The sequence below is a fragment of the Ruegeria sp. CK1 genome (genome assembly GCF_056536545.1).
This window is the reverse complement of record NZ_JBQFPX010000015.1, coordinates 14,667-31,714: the sequence shown is the minus strand read 5'-3', so window position 1 is coordinate 31,714 and position 17,048 is coordinate 14,667. Positions and strand designations below refer to the sequence as shown.

Sequence of the window (17,048 nt, the reverse complement as noted above, 5' to 3'; positions counted from 1 at the left end):
GATGATCTTTGATTGATCGCGGCCGGACAAGAGAGCGCTCCAATATCGCCCTTTTGGGGGCAGTGGCTGCACTGGCTGATATTGACTCGTTTACCGGATCAAAAATCAAATACCTTGAGGGAATGAAATGGCAAGACAGCTTTGCCTATCAGTCGACGCCGTTTGTGATTCCAAAGACGGTACTGGCGAGCCAGTTATTAAGAGCCACTTAGAAGTTTAGCCATGACTCAAGCTCGGACATGATCGTGTCAGATGCTCGCGCGGTTCCAAAAGGAAATACGAAAAATCCGCTACAGATTGCGGTTTTTACAACGTATTTTGAGGGATTTTGGTGCCCAGGAGAGGACTCGAACCTCCACGTCCATACGGACACTAGCACCTGAAGCTAGCGCGTCTACCAATTCCGCCACCTGGGCAGGTGTCGTGGAGGGGCGTTTAAGCCTACTGGCAGAGGGCGTCAACCAGATTCGGGAAGTTTTTTCGAAAGTTTTTTAAGCCATATCCAAAACACATTGGATTTCGACATTTATTCCATGACACGCGGCGTTATTGCGCCTTGTTTGCTGGGGCTTTGGACGGTAGATCGGATCAAGACCCATCAGTAGGAGCCCTCGCATGTCCAAACTGGTCACGATTTACGGCGGATCAGGATTTGTCGGTCGATACATCGTTCGGCGTATGGCGAACGAAGGCTGGCGAGTGCGTGTCGCTGTGCGACGCCCGAATGAAGCGATGTTCGTCAAAACCTACGGGGTCGTGGGCCAGGTTGAACCCATTCTATGCAATATCCGCGATGATGCTTCCGTTGCGGCCGTTATGCATGGGGCCGACGCGGTCGTGAACTGTGTGGGCGTTCTGAACGAACTGGGCAATAACGAATTCGACGCCGTGCAAGCCGAAGGAGCTGGGCGGATTGCGCGCATCGCAGCCGATCAGGGTGTCGCGCGCATGGTGCATATTTCGGCCATCGGCGCTGATGCGCAATCGAACAGCGCGTATTCCCGCACCAAGGCGCATGGAGAAGCCGGTGTATTGGAACATATGCCGAATGCAGTGATTTTGCGGCCGTCGGTGATTTTTGGGACCGAGGACCAGTTTTTTAACCGTTTTGCCGGGATGACTCGTATGGGGCCATTCCTGCCGCTTGTGGGGGCAGAGACCAAGTTTCAACCGGTTTATGTGGATGATGTTGCTAAGGCCGCCGTGCAAGGCGTTTTGGGACAGGCCGAGCCCGGAATTTATGAGCTTGGCGGACCTGAGGTGAAATCCTTTCGCGCGCTGATGCAACAGATGTTGGGAGTGGTTCATCGCCGCCGAGTGATTATTGGCATTCCCTTTTGGGTGGCTCGGATCATGGCTGGTGTTCTGGACATCGTGAAGTTCGTCAGTTTCCAGCTGTTCCCGAACCACATCCTGACCCGCGATCAACTTAAAAACCTGCGCCGTGATAATGTGGTGGCTGAAGATGCCAAAAGCTTTGACGATTTAGGGATTGAGCCCGCGACGCTGGAATCCATTTTGCCGGATTATCTGTGGAAATTTCGCCCCTCGGGTCAGTATGACGATATTCAGAACTCGGCGAATAACCTGCGTACCTGATCAACTGTAAGCAATGACCAAAAGGATCGCGCCCAGAATCACACGGTAGATGACATAGGGCGTGAAGCTAATGCTGCGCAGCAGACGCATCATTAGGGTTAAGGCCAGTAGGGCTGCAACAAAAGCGAAGACGGCGGCGATCGCGCCATCCTTGGCCAGTTGCGCATCCGCTTCGCGGATCACTTCCGCTGACAATAAAACGCCCGAAGCCAAAATCGTTGGGATCGACATCAGCATTGCAATTCGGGCACCGTCCTCTCGGGTGTAACCCAACTGCCTCGCTCCGGTGATGGTAATGCCCGAACGCGAGGTGCCCGGGATCAGCGCCAGAACTTGCCATAGCCCCAAGACTATGGCGTCTCGTAAGTTCCACTCATCAGACTGTTTGATCTGCGGTCCTTTTTGATCCATCCAATACAACAGCAGCCCGAAGCCCAGCATGGTCCAGCCAATTACTGTCATTGAGCGTAAGGATTGGCTAAGGCCCGTTTTGAAAAGGATGGCGCCCACTATTACAATGGGAATCGTCGCAACGATCAGGCACATCGCCAGCCGTGCCTGTGGTGTATCTACCTTTCCGGTCATGGCGCGTGGCAGGCCTGCGGCGGCGTGTTTTACATCCGTCCAGAAATACAGAACCACGGCGCCCAGCGTTCCAACATGCACCGCGACGTCGATGGCAAGCCCCTGATCGTCCATGCCGGTCAGGGCGGGCAAAAGGATCAAATGGCCTGAGGAGGAGATCGGCAAAAATTCGGTGATACCCTGAATAATCGCCGCGAGAATCAACTGAAGTAAACTCATCTGCCCTGCCGTGCTGCCATCGCGCATTCTTTGCTGGAAATGCGTATAAGTGTGGTGTGGAAAAAGAAAGTGTGTAAATAGGTCCGATTCGGTACTAAAAAGCCGAATTTTTTTCACCGTATTGCTGAGAGTAAGTGAATTTTTTCAATTTAGGTCAGCAATACTGCCTTTTCATCCTGCGCCGCATCTCTTAAAGAGGCTCGACCAAGCCAATTCATGGAGTCTGACCCGTGGCCAAGCAACCGATGCTGAAATTTGTGCAGATCGACCGTGTCATGCCGGAAAAGCGTGCCGCTGACGTGCGCAAAGAAGACTTTGACGAAATCTATGCTGAGTACGCATCGGTTAAAGCAGAAGAGCAGGCCAGCCGCTGCAGCCAATGCGGTGTGCCTTACTGTCAGTCACATTGCCCGCTGCACAACAACATCCCTGATTGGCTGCGTCTGACCGCAACGGGTCGTCTGGAAGAAGCTTATCACACAAGCCAAGCTACCAACACCTTCCCGGAAATCTGTGGCCGTATCTGCCCGCAGGACCGTCTGTGCGAAGGTAATTGTGTAATCGAGCAATCAGGTCATGGCACAGTTACTATCGGCACGATCGAGAAATATATCACCGACACCGCCTGGGACAAAGGTTGGGTGAAGCCTGTTGAACCCGCCTCCGAGCGTAGTGAAAGCGTTGGCATCATAGGTGGCGGCCCTGGGGGACTAGCTGCTGCTGATATGCTGCGCCGTGCTGGAATTCAGGTCACCGTCTACGACCGCTACGATCGCGCCGGTGGCCTGCTGATGTACGGTATTCCGGGCTTTAAGCTGGAAAAAGACATAGTACAGCGTCGCAACGATCTGTTGGCCGATGGCGGGGTTGAGTTTGTACTTAACTGCGACGTGGACGCCGACAAATTCGCAGAAATCCGCGCCAAACATGACGCTGTGATAATTGCGACCGGAGTATACAAGTCCCGCGACCTGACTATGCCGGGCAGCGGTTTGAACGGGATCGAAAAAGCCATCGACTTCCTGACGGCTTCGAACCGCAAAAGCTTTGGCGATGCCGTTGAAGATTTTGACAATGGCCGCCTGAATGCCGAAGGCAAGAAGGTTGTCGTGATCGGTGGTGGCGATACTGCGATGGACTGCGTGCGAACCTCGATCCGTCAAGGCGCGACTTCGGTTAAATGCCTATACCGACGCGACCGTGCCAATATGCCGGGTTCGCAACGTGAAACCCAGAATGCCGAAGAAGAAGGTGTGATCTTTGAGTGGCTTTGCGCACCAAAAGGTTTCACCGGCGATGACAAAGTGTCTGGCGTTATGGTGCAAAAGATGCGTTTGGGTCAGCCCGACGCGTCCGGTCGACAAGCGCCGGAAGTGATTGAGGGCGCGGACTATGTCGAAGACGCCGATCTGGTTATCAAGGCGCTTGGATTTGAGCCTGAAGACCTGCCAACACTTTTCGGCCAGCCTGACCTTCCAGTAACCCGTTGGGGCACAGTCAAGGCCGCGTTCCAGACTGGTGAAACCGAAATGGACGGCGTTTACGCCATCGGTGACATAGTGCGCGGCGCCTCGCTTGTAGTCTGGGCGATACGGGACGGGCGCGACTGCGCCGATGCGATCATCGACCGGTTCAACACAAAAGCGGCCATCGCAGCCGAGTAACCGCAGCCCAGCGACAGGAGGGGCGTATGCCCGAATTGCAAGGCCAATGCATGTGTGGCGCGGTCACTGTGACCGCCACCCCGGCGCGGGATTCGCTGGGCGCGTGTCATTGCGATAAGTGCCGTCGCTGGACCAGCTCTATGCTGGTGACATTTCAGGCCGAACCCGGATATGCCGCCTTGGGACCGGTGAAAACATACACCTCGTCCGACTGGGCCGAACGGTCATTTTGCAGCGAATGCGGGTCGACACTGTGGTACCGGATCACTCTGCCGGGCGAGATGCACGGACAAACACAAATGGCAGCGGGCCTGTTCGAAGACACAGGCAACCCGCTGCATCTGGAACTTTATATCGACAAAAAGCCGCAAGGGTACGCGTTCGCAGGTGAACGCAAACAGATGACCAAGACGCAGGTCGAAGCCATGTACGCCCTGCCGGAAGAAGGAGACAGCCAATGACCAAATATGATGCCGATTGGGTACGGGCCGAGGAAGCCAAGCGTCAGTGGATGACGGAAAATGGTCTCTATTCCGAAGAAGAAGAGCATTCGTCCTGCGGTGTTGGTCTTGTTGTGTCTGTCGACGGTAAGGCGTCGCGTAGGGTTGTTGATGCCGGCATCGACGCTCTCAAGGCGATATGGCACCGCGGCGCTGTCGACGCCGATGGCAAAACAGGTGACGGCGCGGGTATCCACGTGCAGATCCCTGTTCCTTTCTTTTATGACCAGATCCGTCGCACCGGGCACGAGCCCAATCTGGACGAGTTGATCGCGGTTGGTCAGGTCTTCCTGCCCCGCACCGATTTCGGTGCGCAGGAACAGTGCCGGACCATCGTAGAAACCGAAGTTCTACGTATGGGTTACTACATCTACGGTTGGCGGCACGTGCCGGTGGATGTGACTTGCTTGGGTGAAAAAGCCAACGCCACACGCCCCGAGATCGAGCAAATTCTGATCTCGAACTCTAAAGGTGTGGACGAAGAAACCTTCGAACGCGAACTGTACGTCATCCGTCGCCGCATCGAAAAGGCTGCGGCTGCAGCCGGTATTTCAGGGATGTACTTGGCGTCGCTCTCGTGCCGGTCGATCATCTACAAGGGTATGATGCTGGCCGAGCAGGTTGCTGTCTTTTACCCCGATCTGATGGATGAGCGGTTTGAATCCGCCTTTGCCATCTACCACCAACGCTATTCGACAAATACCTTCCCGCAATGGTGGTTGGCGCAGCCGTTCCGCATGTTGGCCCATAACGGTGAAATCAACACGCTGAAGGGCAACATCAACTGGATGAAGAGCCATGAGATTCGCATGGCGTCGTCGACCTTTGGGGATTACGCCGAGGATATCAAACCGATCATCGCAGGCGGATCGTCGGATTCGGCTGCATTAGACTCGGTTTTTGAGGTTTTGGTGCGCGCTGGCCGTTCGGCCCCAATGGCGAAAACCATGCTGGTGCCGGAAAGCTGGTCCAAGCAGGCGGTCGAGCTGCCCCAGGCTTGGCGCGACATGTATTCCTACTGCAACTCGGTGATGGAGCCATGGGATGGCCCGGCCGCGCTGGCGATGACTGATGGCCGCTGGGTGTGCGCCGGTCTGGACCGGAACGGCCTGCGTCCAATGCGCTATGTCGTAACGGGCGACGGTCTGGTGATCGCTGGATCCGAGGCCGGGATGGTCCCGATCGATGAAGCCAGCGTAACTGAAAAGGGCGCGCTGGGTCCGGGACAAATGCTGGCCGTCGATATGAAAAAGGGCAAGCTGTTCCGCGACAAGCAGATCAAGGACAAGCTGGCGCGCGCGCTGCCCTTTGGCGAGTGGGTCGGAAAGATCAACGATCTGGATGAAACGCTGGCCGGAGTGACCGAGGCACCGATCTTCACCGGTGAAACGCTGCGTAAGCGTCAGATCGCTGCGGGATATTCCATTGAGGAACTGGAGCAGATTCTTGCGCCGATGGCCGAAGACGGCAAGGAATCCCTTGCGTCCATGGGCGATGATACCCCTTCGGCGGTTCTGTCCAAGCAATACCGACCGCTAAGCCATTTCTTCCGCCAGAACTTCAGTCAGGTGACCAACCCGCCGATCGACAGCTTGCGCGAATATCGGGTGATGTCGCTGAAAACGCGCTTTGGCAACCTAAAGAACGTCTTGGACGAAGATAGCAGCCAGACCGAGATTATCGTGCTGGAAAGTCCCTTTATCGGTAATGCGCACTGGGACAAGCTGGTTGAGAATTTTGGATCTCCGCTGGCTGAGATTGACTGCAGCTTTGAACCCGGTCGCGGTTCTTTAAGTGCCGCTTTAGCCCGTGTTAGAGCCGAAGCAGAAGAGGCCGTCCGCTCCGGCGCGGGGCATCTGGTCCTGTCCGACATGAACTCAGGCGAGGGTCGTGTGGCGATGCCGATGATCTTGGCGACCAGCGCGGTGCACTCGCATCTGACGCGTCAGGGGTTGCGGACGTTCTGCTCGCTCAACGTACGGTCGGCGGAATGTGTTGACCCACATTACTTTGCTGTGTTGATCGGCTGTGGCGCGACTGTTGTGAATGCCTATCTTGCCGAAGACTCGCTGGCTGATCGCATTGATCGCGGGTTGCTGGACGGCACATTGACCGAGAATGTCGCACGCTATCGCGAAGCCATCGACCAGGGTTTGCTCAAGATCATGGCAAAGATGGGGATCTCGGTTATTTCTTCTTACCGGGGCGGTCTGAATTTCGAAGCCGTAGGTCTCAGCCGTGCGATGGTGGCTGAATATTTCCCCGGCATGACCAGCCGCATCTCGGGCATCGGTGTAACCGGTATCCAAACCAAGCTTGAAGAGATTCATGCCAAAGGCTGGGAAAGTGGTCTGGACGTGCTGCCCATCGGCGGGTTCTACAAGGCGCGGCAATCGGGTGAGACCCACGCGTGGGAAGCGACCTCGATGCATATGATGCAAATGGCCTGCAACCGCGCCTCGTATGAATTGTGGAAACAGTATTCGGCCAAGATGCAGTCGAACCCGCCGATCCATTTGCGTGATCTGATGGACTTCAAGCCACTGGGCAAGCCGATTCCGATTGAAGAAGTGGAATCGATCACGTCGATCCGCAAGCGGTTCGTGACACCGGGCATGTCATTGGGCGCGCTGAGCCCTGAGGCGCACAAGACGCTGAACGTGGCGATGAACCGGATTGGTGCGAAATCTGACTCGGGCGAAGGTGGCGAAGACCCCGCACACTTTGTGCCTGAGCCTAATGGTGACAACCCGTCGGCGAAGATCAAACAGGTTGCTTCGGGTCGATTCGGCGTGACCGCTGAATACCTGAACCAATGTGAAGAGCTTGAGATCAAGGTCGCCCAGGGTGCAAAGCCGGGTGAGGGTGGTCAGCTGCCGGGTATGAAGGTGACCGACCTGATCGCGCGTTTGCGTCATTCGACCAAGGGCGTCACGCTGATTTCACCGCCGCCGCACCACGACATTTACTCGATCGAGGATCTGGCGCAGCTGATCTATGACCTGAAACAGATCAACCCGCGCTGCAAGGTGACAGTTAAGCTGGTGGCGTCTTCGGGTGTTGGCACGATTGCCGCCGGTGTGGCCAAGGCAAAAGCTGATATTATCCTTATTTCGGGTCACAACGGCGGTACAGGTGCATCACCCGCGACCTCGATCAAATACGCCGGTCTGCCGTGGGAGATGGGTCTGACTGAGGCGCATCAGGTTCTGGCAATGAACAACCTGCGCGACCGTGTGACCTTGCGGACGGATGGTGGTTTGCGCACAGGTCGTGACATCGTCATGGCAGCAATGATGGGGGCCGAGGAATACGGCATCGGCACCGCCGCTCTGATCGCGATGGGCTGTATCATGGTGCGTCAGTGCCAGTCGAACACTTGCCCGGTCGGCGTTTGTACGCAAGACGAAAGCCTGCGCGCCAAGTTCACCGGTAATGCGGATAAGGTCGTCAACCTGATCACCTTCTACGCACAGGAAGTGCGTGAGTTGCTGGCCAGCCTTGGTGCACGTTCCATGGACGAGATCATCGGTCGTGCCGACCTTCTGGCTCAGGTCAGCCGCGGTTCGGCACATCTGGATGATCTGGACCTGAATCCGCTGCTGATCACCGTCGATGGTGCGCATGATATCGTGTACGACCGCGACAAGGACCGGAATGCAGTACCGGATACACTGGATGCGGAAATTGTGCGCGACGCGGCCCGGTTCTTGAAAGACGGTGAGAAGATGCAGCTGTCTTATGCGGTGCAGAACACGCACCGGACCGTGGGCACCCGTGTCTCCAGTCATATTGTGCAGAATTTTGGAATGCGGAACACATTCCAGCCTGATCACCTGCACGTAAAGCTGCAAGGTTCTGCCGGTCAGTCGTTGGGTGCGTTCGCCGCGCCGGGGCTGAAACTGGAAGTATCTGGTGACGCCAACGACTATGTCGGAAAGGGACTTTCTGGCGGTATGATCGTTGTACGCCCACCGCAAGTCAGCCCATTGAAGGCGGACGACAACACGATCATCGGCAACACTGTTCTGTACGGTGCCACCGACGGTTACCTTTTTGCAGCGGGTCGCGCCGGTGAACGCTTTGCTGTCCGGAACTCGGGTGCGAAAGTGGTCATTGAGGGCTGCGGCTCCAACGGGTGTGAATACATGACCGGTGGTGTTGCGGTGATTCTGGGCGACATCGGTGCCAACTTTGGCGCGGGTATGACGGGTGGTATGGCCTATCTGTATGACCCGGAAGGCAAGGCCGAGGCGCTGATGAACAAGGAAACGCTAGTGACCTGCCCTGTAACCGTCGACCACTGGGAAGATCAGCTGAAATCGCTGATCGAAACCCATCAGGCGGAGACGTTCAGCCGTAAAGCTGCTGATATTCTGCAACACTGGGATGTAGAAAAAGCCAACTTCCTGCAGATCTGCCCGAAAGAGATGCTGAACAAGCTCAGCCATCCTTTGACAACCGAGGCGACCGCTGTTCCGGCGGAATAAACCGGATTAAAGTTGCTGATCATGAAACCCGCGTGTCGTTGGAAACACGCGGGTTTTATCTATTTTTTGGCAAAGCATTGGGTTTTATGCCTTTTTTCCCGGATCTGGCCTAGCTATGGTCACAGTTTCTTCGGGATTTGCGGTCAAACTGCGGCCTAATTGTTCAAATTTGCAGGAGCAGTCGCATGCCGGCGACATATACAGATCAGTTCTTCGACATGGACCCGGCGAGCCCGCCGGCGGTCGGTACGTTACTGACGGTTCAGAGTTACGACCTCGTCGATCAGAATGACGATGACGATATTGACCGGTTCAACAACGACACAGTAAACGGTCAGGATGTTACCCGATCATGGCCGGGCGACACCGTGACAATCAACGTGCCGAATGTGGGAAACGTCACTTATACGGGCACAACATTTTACCTTGCAAACGGCACACGTGTTTTTACACCGACCGACGATCAGGTTCTGCAAAGCGGCACGTTTGTGTCGTCTACATTCGTTACCACTCAGGGGCCGTTGGATGTTGGCGATCTTGGCCCGACCTGTTTTACACTAGGTACGCTGATCGAAACGCCCGATGGTTCGCGCCGGGTCGAGGATCTGAAACCTGGCGACCTGATCACCACCGAAGATCACGGCGCTCAACCATTGTTGTGGGTGGGCCGGACCAGCGTCGAGGCGAAAGGCAAGCTGGCCCCTATCCGGTTTGATGCCGGGGTGCTTGGGCTGGATCGACCGCTGACCGTTTCCCCACAACATCGGATGCTTGTCGAAGATTGGCGGGCACCTTACTTGTTTGGGCATTCTGAGGTACTGATCGCGGCGCATTGTCTAGTCAATGGGGACACGGTCACCCGCGTTGAAGGCGGCAAAGTCGATTACCTTCACTTGCTCTTTTCACGGCATGAGATCGTGATTGCCAATGGCGCAAAAAGCGAAAGCTATTATCCCGGCCATGCGATTTCGCAGTCAGACCGAGAAACGCAGGCGGAAATATTGCGTTTGTTCCCGGAACTAGGTGCCTGCAACGTAGCGCTGCCAGAAACCGCGCGTCCGGTCATTCGCCCGCGTGAAGCGCGCGCTTTGGCGATTTAAACCGTTCCCAACAACAGCGTCGCGTCGTATAGCAAAGGCATGGCAAAAAAAGCAGTGCGCAAGTCGAGCGGTAAGAAAAGCAAGGCGTCGAAGACAAAAAAGCAAACATCGTCGACGGTTCGCCGTTGGGTGACTCGCATCGGATTGGGTGTGGTGGCTTTTGTTGTGGGTCTGGTGATGTTGTATTCGGTGGTCAATCCTCCGGTGACCCATACGATTTGGTCTGAATGGCGCCGGTTGGGCAAAGTCGAACGTGACTGGGTTCCGATCGAAGAGATTTCGCCTATCATGGCCCGTTCGGCAGTCGCTGCCGAGGACGCCAATTTCTGCCTGCATTGGGGGTTTGACGTCGAAGCGATCAGAGATGCGTTGGAGGATGGCGGGTCGCGCGGGGCTTCGACCATCACGCAGCAAGTGGTGAAGAACGTTTTTTTGTGGCAAGGCCGGAGCTGGGTGCGCAAAGCGTTAGAAACTTCGATCACGCCGGTGGTCGAAATTTTCTGGAGCAAGCAACGCATTCTTGAGGTCTATCTGAACGTGGCAGAAACCGGACAGGGTGTTTTTGGAGTGGAAGCTGCGGCACAAAGCAATTTCAATGTGCCTGCTGCGCGATTGAGCCCGGTCCAAGCTGCGCGTATTGCTGCTATTCTGCCCTCGCCACGCAACAGATCTGTCACTGATCCGTCTGTTTATACACGCAGGCGGGCGGCATCGATACTGGATGGGGCGGCCACCATCCGCGCAGATGGTCGCGCAGATTGTTTCGAGGATTGAAACTCATCGCCCCTCAAGGCTAAAGCTGGTGTGTATACACTGGTTCGATTGGAAGCTCATGGCGCGTTTGTTTCACGTTCCCCTGTCCCCGTATTGCCGCAAGGTCCGTCTGTCATTGGCAGAAAAGAAGATTGAGGTTGAGCTGGTCGAAGAGAAATACTGGGAGAAAGACCCGGATTTTCTGCGCCGTAACCCGGCAGGTAAAGTACCGGTATTGCGGCTGGACGGGCAGGTCATGGCGGAAAGCGCGGCTATCTGTGAATATATCGAAGAAACGCGCCCAGAGCCGGCGCTGATGCCCAAGACACCAGAGTCACGGTACGAGGTGCGCCGTCTGGTTGGTTGGTTCGATGACAAGTTTCATCATGAAGTAACCTCGAAGCTGCTTTATGAACGGGTGAACAAAAAAGTGACGGGCGAAGGCTACCCGGACAGCAAGAACGTCAAGGAAGGCGCCCGCGCGATCAAGTATCATCTGGACTATATGGCATGGTTGCTGGATCACCGCCGCTGGTTGGCAGGGGATCAAATGACTTTGGCCGACTTTGCAGCTGCGGCGCATTTGTCGGCGTTGGATTATATCTCGGATGTCGATTGGAACAGATCGCAGGCCGTCAAGGACTGGTACGCCAAAATAAAGTCGCGACCGGCGTTCCGGTCGATACTTGCGGATCAGGTACCGGGGTTCCGGCCGCCGCCGCATTACGCGGATTTGGATTTCTGATAGGTTGCAGGGCGGCTGTCTGCCCCCCATCGCGCTGTAGCGCGATTCCCCCCGAGGATATTTTGGCCAGATGAAAAGCGGATCGGGTTTAAAACAAAAACTGGTGGCGCAAGCTCTGAGCGAAGGCTTTGTGTCCTGCCGCATATGCCGCCCTTGGGATGTTCCAGAGGTTCCGGCACGGTTGCAGGCTTTTTTACAGGCCGGGTATCACGGGCAGATGGGCTGGATGGCCGAGCGTGCGCACTGGCGAGGAGATCCGGCGGCATTGTGGCCCGAGGCTAAGTCCGTGATCATGTTAGCCGAGAGCTATACACCTGAGAATGATCCGACCGAAGTGCTGAACTACCCGGACAAGGCAGCGATCTCAGTTTACGCACAGAACAAGGATTACCACGATCTGGTCAAGAAAAGACTGAAGCGGCTGGCGCGTTGGCTGATTGCCGAGGCCGGTGGAGAGGTGAAGGTTTTTGTAGATACTGCTCCGGTGCCAGAAAAAGCACTGGGCCATGCCGCAGGGTTGGGATGGCAGGGAAAGCACACCAACCTTGTGAGCCGAGATTGGGGAAGTTGGGCCTTTATAGGCTCTGTTTTTACTACACTGGACCTGCCTTCTGACATGGCTGAGGTGGATCATTGTGGGTCCTGTCGCGCTTGTCTGGATTCGTGCCCGACGGATGCTTTTCCAGCGCCTTACCAATTGGACGCGCGACGGTGCATTTCTTACCTGACGATCGAGCACAAGGGGCCGGTGGAAGAAGAGCTAAGAGCCAAGTTAGGTAATCGTATTTACGGGTGTGACGATTGTCTGGCAGCTTGCCCGTGGAACAAATTTGCCGTCGCGGCGAGCGATATCCGATATGCGGCACGCGATGATCTACGGATGCCTCCGCTCAAGGATCTGGCCATGCTGGATGACGCGGCTTTTCGCGCGAAGTTCTCCGGTTCACCGATCAAGAGGATCGGGCGCGACCGGTTTGTGCGCAACGTGCTTTACGCCATCGGAAACTCGGGCAGGCACGAATTGCATTCGGTCGCGCAGGGTTTGACCGAGGATTCGGACCCCACAGTTGCAGATGCCGCGCGCTGGGCGGTGCAACGGTTGCGATAAGTGCCGCAAACAGGCTGGACGTGTCGGTCCAAACCGCTAAACCCACCTTCAGCGAACAGGAAGGAGAACCCGATGGCTCTGGCTTTGGGTGTGGATACAGGCGGAACGTATACTGATGCGGTGCTGATCCGGGATGAAAAAGAGGTGGTTGCCTCGGCCAAATCGCTCACCACGCGTGCCGATCTGGCGATTGGCGTGGGCAAAGCCATTCAGGCAGTTCTGAAAACGGCGCAAGTTGCACCAGATCAAATCTCGATGGCGTCCTTATCGACAACTCTGGCCACCAATGCGCTGGTCGAGGGGCAAGGTGGGCGCGTGGCGTTGGTCTATATCGGTTTCAAAGACAGCGACCTAGATAAGCATGGGTTGCGAGAGGCGTTAAAGGGTGACCCGGCCTTGGTGATATCAGGAGGTCACACCCATGCGGGGGGCGAAGCCGCGCCGATGGATGTAGCAGCGCTTGAAACCTTTTTAGACTCTCATAAAGGCATTTCTGGTTTTGCAGTGGCGGCTCAGTTCGCTACGCGTAACCCTGCGCATGAGTTGGAAGCTGCGCGGATAATCGCAGACAAGACAGGCGCACCGGTGACATGTTCGCACCACTTATCGGCCAAGCTGAATGGGCCGAAACGAGCAGTGACAGCTGTCTTGAACGCACGGCTTATTGGGATGATAGACCGGCTAATCGGTCGGGCGCAGGACCGGTTGCTGGAACTTGGCATAACTGCGCCAATGATGGTTGTGCGCGGTGATGGCGCGTTAATGAGCGCTGAGCAGGCGCGGGAACGACCGATTGAGACGATCCTCAGCGGTCCTGCTGCCTCGATCGTAGGGGCTAGCTGGCTGACTGGGGCTGAGAACGCTTTGGTTTCGGACATCGGCGGGACCACGACAGATGTTGCACTGATCCGCGATGGCAAACCTGCAATTGACTCGGCGGGCGCTCAGGTTGGTGGGTTTCGCACTATGGTCGAAGCCGTCGCAATGCGCACGTACGGGTTAGGCGGCGACAGTCAGGTGCACGTAGTGACCGAAGGCTTAGGCGGAGGGGTATTCCTTGGCCCAAGACGGGTATTACCTGTCTCTCTTATCGCATCCGAAGCACCGGAGGTCGTGCATTCCGCTCTGGATGCCCAACTGCGGGCTACGACAGTTGGTGAACATGACACAAGGTTTGCCCGACAAGTTCCCGGAATTCATGCCGAGGGGTTGGGTGCGCGCGAAGAAGCGCTGTTGGAACGATTGGAAGACAAGGTCCTGCCGTTGAGTAGCTTGCTGCGCACTCGAATGGAAAACGGCGCCCTGGCACGTTTGGTGGATCGTGGGATCGTTCAAGTATCGGGTGTAACCCCATCAGATGCGAGCCACGTGCTGGGCAGGCTGAACGCCTGGGATGCAGAAGCTGCCCAGAAGGCGCTGGAGCTGGTGGCACGCAAACGGGTTGGTACCGGAGATAGGTTGGCCACATCTCCCGAAGCACTGGCGCAGATGATTGTGGATCAACTCACTGAGCAAACCACTTTGACCTTGTTAGAGACTGCTTTTGCAGAAGAAGCTGATGACTTTGGCGTTTCGTCAACTGAGCTTGCTCGGCACGTGCTGACTCGGAAAGGCTTGTCCCGCCATCGCGGGTTACTGGCTTTGGACGCAGCGTTAAACGTTGATGTTGTTGGGTTGGGCGCGTCAGCCCCCTGCTATTACCCGGCTGTTGGTGAAAGGCTGCACGCCCGCATGATCCTGCCCGAACATGCGGGGGTGGCAAATGCCATCGGTGCTGTTGTTGGTCGACTAACCTTGCGCCGGTCGGGCACGGTGACGTCGCCATCCGAGGGGCGTTTCAGGGTGCATCTGGAAGACGGCCCAAAGGACTTCACCGAAGCCGGCACCGCATTGGATATGCTTGAATCAGTTCTGCGAAACGAAGCGGAAAGCGCCGTGCGTCAGGCCGGGGCAGCGGACATCCGGGTTGTGGTTGACCGGGATATCCGTACGGCCCGCATCGAAGCGCAGGAAGTGTTCGTCGAGGCGCTGATCACGGTCGAGGCAAGCGGTCGGCCCCGCGTGGCAACAGGGTAGCCCCGCAGGGGGCCCACCCACTTATTCAGCCGCGTCGCGTTTCGGCAGAACCCAATCGGGGCGGGGGAAGTGGCAGGTATAGCCATTTGGGATGCGCTCCAGATAATCCTGATGCTCAGGCTCTGCCTCCCAAAAATCGCCTGCGGGTTCCACCTCGGTCACGACCTTACCGGGCCAAATACCGCTGGCGTTTACATCGGCGATTGTGTCCAGCGCGATCTGTTTCTGGTCGTCATCAACAAAGTAGATGGCCGAGCGATAGCTCATTCCGCGGTCGTTGCCTTGACGGTTTAATGTGGTCGGATCGTGAATCTGGAAGAAAAACTCCAACAATTCGCGATAGGTGATTGCGGTTGGGTCGTAAAAGATCTCGATCCCTTCGGCATGGGTGCCGTGGTTGCGATAGGTGGCGTTGGGGACGTCACCACCAGTGTAGCCGACGCTGGTGCGAGAAACGCCCGGCAGCTTGCGGATCAGATCCTGCATGCCCCAAAAGCAACCCCCGGCTAGAACGGCGCGTTGTTCAGTCATTGGATTTCCTCCACATGGATTAGGTATTCGCCATAACCTTCCGCTTCCATCTCATCACGATGAATAAACCGCAAGGCGGCAGAGTTGATGCAATAACGCAGCCCGCCTTGTTCGCGCGGACCGTCGGGGAAGACATGCCCCAGATGGCTGTCACCGTGTTTTGAGCGGACCTCGGTTCTGATCATACCATGCGTGGCGTCGTGGAATTCTTCTACATGTTCATGGATGATCGGCTTGGTGAAGCTGGGCCAGCCACATCCAGATTCGTACTTGTGAGTCGAGGCGAATAGAGGCTCACCTGAAACGATGTCCACATAAATGCCCGGCTCTTTGTTGTTGAGATACTTCCCAGTACCGGGACGCTCGGTTCCGCTGCGCTGCGTGACGTGGAATTCTTCAGGGGACAGGGCGGCGACGGCCTCGGGGGATTTAGTGTATCGGGTCATGGCTCCTCCGGTCGTTTTGCTTCTGTGGCATAATCTGGGGGTTAGGGCGAAGAAAGCAAACCCCTGTTTCAATGAACTCGCGCAGTCGTGCGGGTGATCTGACAGCGGCTTTCGAGCGTAATGTAAGCAACAAGGAAGGCTGTAAGATGATCAGAATGCTTGTGCTGACAGTGTTGATTTTGTTGGGCCGTACCGTGCAAGCGGACCCAATGAACGGAGAATTTGACTCGATCGACGGAGGCACATTGTCGATCCACGACTGGAGAGGACAACCAGTACTGGTTGTAAACACTGCATCGCATTGCGGGTTCACTGGTCAATATAAGGCTCTACAAAAGGTACATGAGGTATACTCGGATCGCGGTCTGGTGGTGCTTGCTGTCCCATCTGATTCCTTCAACCAGGAATTGGAAACGGCCGAAGAGGTCAAAGCGTTCTGTGAATTGAACTACGACCTCACCTTGCCAATGACAGATATAACATCGGTCAAAGGCGCGGATGCGCACCCATTTTATAAAGCTGTGGCTGCTAAAACCGGGTTCGTGCCCAGCTGGAACTTCAACAAAATCCTACTCGACTCGGAAGGGATGGTCGTTGCGACCTTTGGCGCGAACGTAAAACCAGATTCGACCAAGTTGCTGCGTCAGGTCGAGAGTTTGCTGCCCTGAACAGGCTGGCGCGACAACTGCACCGCCAGAATTCCTAATGTGGCGATTGCCACTCCGACCAAATCAAGTGGTCCCAATTTCTCACCTAAAAACAGCCATCCAGCCAATGCCACCAACAATGGCATGGTCGAGGCTATAATCGCTGCCAGAGAAGCTTCAACCGTCTGCATCGCATAAAAGTACAGACCCAAATAAAGGGCATTCTGACAGATTCCGAAAAGAATAGTCGCTCGCCATTGAGGCCGGTTTAAATGACAAGTTTGGCCCATGGCGCGGGCAATGGCGACGCCAATTCAACCTGAAATCAGAAACCGCGGCGCCAAAGAAAACAGTGGAGACGCATCAGCAACGATTATTCGCGCTGAGGTAAAGGCCGATGACCAAATGAAGGCAAAAACCAGCCCCATGGCGATCGCGCGTAAATCCATAGGGCCTCCTGTCGTATCGCTGGCAATGTTTCCGATTTTTCTGTGGGCCGCAAGCATGCCTCGTCAAAAAAGCCACACCTTCTGGGCAACAGGTTTTCCAATGGCGTTTTTATTGATTGACTGGACAATTAAAGAT

General features: G+C 55.9%; 13 protein-coding genes, 1 tRNA gene and 1 pseudogene. 10 read left to right on the top strand and 5 right to left on the bottom strand.

Annotated elements, in window-relative coordinates; genetic code table 11:
* Positions 1–329 precede the first annotated feature (329 nt).
* Positions 330–416, bottom strand: a tRNA-Leu gene (locus ACR0L3_RS20190).
* Positions 417–615: 199 nt separating this feature from the next.
* Between ACR0L3_RS20190 and ACR0L3_RS20185 the strand changes: the two genes are divergently transcribed.
* On the top strand, positions 616–1,599 hold the full coding sequence (locus ACR0L3_RS20185) for a complex I NDUFA9 subunit family protein (protein WP_480747584.1): 984 nt from the start codon (positions 616–618) through the stop codon (positions 1,597–1,599).
* Here the strand turns inward: ACR0L3_RS20185 and ACR0L3_RS20180 are convergent, their stop codons facing one another.
* Complete coding sequence (locus ACR0L3_RS20180) at positions 1,600–2,403, bottom strand: undecaprenyl-diphosphate phosphatase (protein ID WP_480747583.1); 804 nt, start codon at positions 2,401–2,403, stop codon at positions 1,600–1,602.
* Positions 2,404–2,633: 230 nt separating this feature from the next.
* Between ACR0L3_RS20180 and ACR0L3_RS20175 the strand changes: the two genes are divergently transcribed.
* The 8 genes from ACR0L3_RS20175 (at position 2,634) to ACR0L3_RS20140 (ending at position 14,839) form a co-directional block, all read left to right on the top strand.
* Positions 2,634–4,067 (top strand): NAD(P)-dependent oxidoreductase, encoded by a 1,434-nt coding sequence (locus ACR0L3_RS20175; RefSeq protein ID WP_480747582.1) that lies wholly within the window; start codon positions 2,634–2,636, stop codon positions 4,065–4,067.
* A 26-nt stretch (positions 4,068–4,093) separates the two neighbouring features.
* Positions 4,094–4,528, top strand: a complete 435-nt coding sequence (locus ACR0L3_RS20170; protein ID WP_480747581.1) for a GFA family protein — start codon at positions 4,094–4,096, stop codon at positions 4,526–4,528.
* Entirely contained in the window at positions 4,525–9,057 is a 4,533-nt protein-coding gene (gene gltB, locus ACR0L3_RS20165; RefSeq protein ID WP_480747579.1) for a glutamate synthase large subunit, read from the top strand. The genes ACR0L3_RS20170 and gltB overlap by 4 nt, the downstream gene beginning before the upstream one ends.
* Positions 9,058–9,242: 185 nt before the next feature.
* Positions 9,243–10,157, top strand: a complete 915-nt coding sequence (locus ACR0L3_RS20160; protein WP_480747578.1) for a Hint domain-containing protein — start codon at positions 9,243–9,245, stop codon at positions 10,155–10,157.
* 39 nt (positions 10,158–10,196) lie between these two features.
* Complete coding sequence (gene mtgA / locus ACR0L3_RS20155; RefSeq protein WP_480747577.1) at positions 10,197–10,931, top strand: monofunctional biosynthetic peptidoglycan transglycosylase; 735 nt, start codon at positions 10,197–10,199, stop codon at positions 10,929–10,931.
* A gap of 58 nt (positions 10,932–10,989) precedes the next feature.
* On the top strand, positions 10,990–11,655 hold the full coding sequence (gene fzlA, locus ACR0L3_RS20150; protein WP_480747576.1) for an FtsZ-binding protein FzlA: 666 nt from the start codon (positions 10,990–10,992) through the stop codon (positions 11,653–11,655).
* 70 nt (positions 11,656–11,725) lie between these two features.
* Positions 11,726–12,763: a tRNA epoxyqueuosine(34) reductase QueG gene (gene queG / locus ACR0L3_RS20145; protein ID WP_480747575.1), complete on the top strand. Its 1,038-nt coding sequence runs from the start codon at positions 11,726–11,728 to the stop codon at positions 12,761–12,763.
* A gap of 72 nt (positions 12,764–12,835) precedes the next feature.
* Positions 12,836–14,839 carry a hydantoinase/oxoprolinase family protein gene (locus ACR0L3_RS20140; protein ID WP_480747573.1) on the top strand — a complete coding sequence of 668 codons (2,004 nt, stop codon included), beginning with the start codon at positions 12,836–12,838 and terminating at the stop codon, positions 14,837–14,839.
* Positions 14,840–14,860: 21 nt separating this feature from the next.
* On the opposite strand, the gene msrA is transcribed toward ACR0L3_RS20140, so the two are convergent.
* Both msrA and msrB read right to left on the bottom strand, forming a co-directional pair.
* The gene (gene msrA, locus ACR0L3_RS20135; RefSeq protein ID WP_480747572.1) at positions 14,861–15,370 is read right to left on the bottom strand and encodes a peptide-methionine (S)-S-oxide reductase MsrA; all 510 of its coding nucleotides are present in this window, start codon (positions 15,368–15,370) and stop codon (positions 14,861–14,863) included.
* The gene (gene msrB / locus ACR0L3_RS20130) at positions 15,367–15,816 is read right to left on the bottom strand and encodes a peptide-methionine (R)-S-oxide reductase MsrB (protein ID WP_480747571.1); all 450 of its coding nucleotides are present in this window, start codon (positions 15,814–15,816) and stop codon (positions 15,367–15,369) included. The genes msrA and msrB overlap by 4 nt, the downstream gene beginning before the upstream one ends.
* Before the next feature lie 146 nt (positions 15,817–15,962).
* Between msrB and ACR0L3_RS20125 the strand changes: the two genes are divergently transcribed.
* Positions 15,963–16,484: a glutathione peroxidase gene (locus ACR0L3_RS20125; RefSeq protein ID WP_480747570.1), complete on the top strand. Its 522-nt coding sequence runs from the start codon at positions 15,963–15,965 to the stop codon at positions 16,482–16,484.
* A gap of 8 nt (positions 16,485–16,492) precedes the next feature.
* Here the strand turns inward: ACR0L3_RS20125 and ACR0L3_RS20120 are convergent.
* Positions 16,493–16,912, bottom strand: a pseudogene (locus tag ACR0L3_RS20120) (DMT family transporter); the annotation flags it as partial.
* Positions 16,913–17,048 lie beyond the last annotated feature (136 nt).